Annotated in this window: 1 rRNA gene; it reads right to left on the bottom strand. The window is 49.8% G+C overall.

What is annotated here, in order from left to right:
- Positions 1-66: 66 nt before the first annotated feature.
- Positions 67-2,859: ribosomal RNA gene (locus CD118_RS09740) — 23S ribosomal RNA — on the bottom strand; the annotation flags it as partial.

Raw genomic sequence — 2,859 nt, 5'->3', positions numbered from 1 at the left:
TTGAATGTTATACATTCAAAACTAGATAGTAAGTATACATTCACAAGTAAAACCTTATGAACAAATTTGATTAAGTCTTCGATCGATTAGTATTCGTCAGCTCCACGTATCGCTACGCTTCCACCTCGAACCTATTTACCTCGTCATCTTCGAGGGATCTTATAACCGAAGTTGGGAAATCTCATCTCGAGGGGGGCTTCATGCTTAGATGCTTTCAGCACTTATCCCGTCCATACATAGCTACCCAGCTATGCCGTTGGCACGACAACTGGTACACCAGAGGTATGTCCATCCCGGTCCTCTCGTACTAAGGACAGCTCCTCTCAAATTTCCTACGCCCACGACGGATAGGGACCGAACTGTCTCACGACGTTCTGAACCCAGCTCGCGTACCGCTTTAATGGGCGAACAGCCCAACCCTTGGGACCGACTACAGCCCCAGGATGCGATGAGCCGACATCGAGGTGCCAAACCTCCCCGTCGATGTGAACTCTTGGGGGAGATAAGCCTGTTATCCCCGGGGTAGCTTTTATCCGTTGAGCGATGGCCCTTCCATGCGGAACCACCGGATCACTAAGTCCGTCTTTCGACCCTGCTCGACTTGTAGGTCTCGCAGTCAAGCTCCCTTATGCCTTTACACTCTATGAATGATTTCCAACCATTCTGAGGGAACCTTTGAGCGCCTCCGTTACACTTTAGGAGGCGACCGCCCCAGTCAAACTGCCCGCCTGACACTGTCTCCCAGCACGATAAGTGCTGCGGGTTAGAAATCCAATACAATTAGGGTAGTATCCCACCAGTGCCTCCACGTAAGCTAGCGCTCACGCTTCTAAGGCTCCTACCTATCCTGTACAAACTGTACCGAATTTCAATATCAGGCTACAGTAAAGCTCCACGGGGTCTTTCCGTCCTGTCGCGGGTAACCGGCATCTTCACCGGTACTATGATTTCACCGAGTCTCTCGTTGAGACAGTGCCCAAATCGTTACGCCTTTCGTGCGGGTCGGAACTTACCCGACAAGGAATTTCGCTACCTTAGGACCGTTATAGTTACGGCCGCCGTTTACTGGGGCTTCGATTCGTAGCTTCGCTTGCGCTAACCACTCCTCTTAACCTTCCAGCACCGGGCAGGCGTCAGCCCCTATACGTCACCTTACGGTTTAGCAGAGACCTGTGTTTTTGATAAACAGTCGCTTGGGCCTATTCACTGCGGCTCTTCAGAGCGTGAACCCCAAAGAGCACCCCTTCTCCCGAAGTTACGGGGTCATTTTGCCGAGTTCCTTAACGAGAGTTCGCTCGCTCACCTTAGAATTCTCATCTTGACTACCTGTGTCGGTTTGCGGTACGGGCACCGATATTCTAGCTAGAGGCTTTTCTCGGCAGTGTGAAATCAACGACTCGAGGAAACAATTTCCTCTCCCCATCACAGCTCAATCTTAATGAGTGCCGGATTTGCCTAACACTCAATCTCACTGCTTGGACGTGCACTCCAACAGCACGCTTCGCCTATCCTACTGCGTCCCCCCATCGCTTAAAACGAATATTGGTGGTACAGGAATATCAACCTGTTATCCATCGCCTACGCCTGTCGGCCTCAGCTTAGGACCCGACTAACCCAGAGCGGACGAGCCTTCCTCTGGAAACCTTAGTCAATCGGTGGACGGGATTCTCACCCGTCTTTCGCTACTCACACCGGCATTCTCACTTCTAAGCGCTCCACATGTCCTTGCGATCATGCTTCAACGCCCTTAGAACGCTCTCCTACCATTGTCCTACGGACAATCCACAGCTTCGGTAATATGTTTAGCCCCGGTACATTTTCGGCGCAGTGTCACTCGACTAGTGAGCTATTACGCACTCTTTAAATGATGGCTGCTTCTAAGCCAACATCCTAGTTGTCTGGGCAACGCCACATCCTTTTCCACTTAACATATATTTTGGGACCTTAGCTGGTGGTCTGGGCTGTTTCCCTTTCGAACATGGACCTTATCACCCACGTTCTGACTCCCAAGTTAAATTATTTGGCATTCGGAGTTTGTCTGAATTCGGTAACCCGAGAGGGGCCCCTCGTCCAAACAGTGCTCTACCTCCAATAATCATCACTTGAGGCTAGCCCTAAAGCTATTTCGGAGAGAACCAGCTATCTCCAAGTTCGATTGGAATTTCTCCGCTACCCTCAGTTCATCCGCTCACTTTTCAACGTAAGTCGGTTCGGTCCTCCATTCAGTGTTACCTGAACTTCAACCTGACCAAGGGTAGATCACCTGGTTTCGGGTCTACGACCAAATACTCATTCGCCCTATTCAGACTCGCTTTCGCTACGGCTCCACATTTTCTGCTTAACCTTGCATCAGATCGTAACTCGCCGGTTCATTCTACAAAAGGCACGCCATCACCCATTAACGGGCTCTGACTACTTGTAAGCACACGGTTTCAAGTTCTCTTTCACTCCCCTTCCGGGGTACTTTTCACCTTTCCCTCACGGTACTGGTTCACTATCGGTCACTAGAGAGTATTTAGCCTTAGGAGATGGTCCTCCCAGATTCCGACGGAATTTCACGTGCTCCGTCGTACTCAGGATCCACTCAAGAGGGTATTCGTTTTCGACTACAGGATTATTACCTTCTCTGATTAACCTTTCCAGGTTATTCGTCTAACAAACACTTTTGTAACTCCGTATAGAGTGTCCTACAACCCCAACAAGCAAGCTTGTTGGTTTGGGCTCTTCCCGTTTCGCTCGCCGCTACTCAGGGAATCGATTTTTCTTTCTCTTCCTCCGGGTACTAAGATGTTTCAGTTCTCCGGGTCTACCTTCTCACATACTATGAATTCATATGCAGATAACACGACATAACTCGTG

This window comes from Staphylococcus coagulans, from assembly GCF_002901995.1.
Lineage (GTDB): Bacteria > Bacillota > Bacilli > Staphylococcales > Staphylococcaceae > Staphylococcus > Staphylococcus coagulans.
This window is presented reverse-complemented; position numbering and strand designations above follow the sequence as displayed.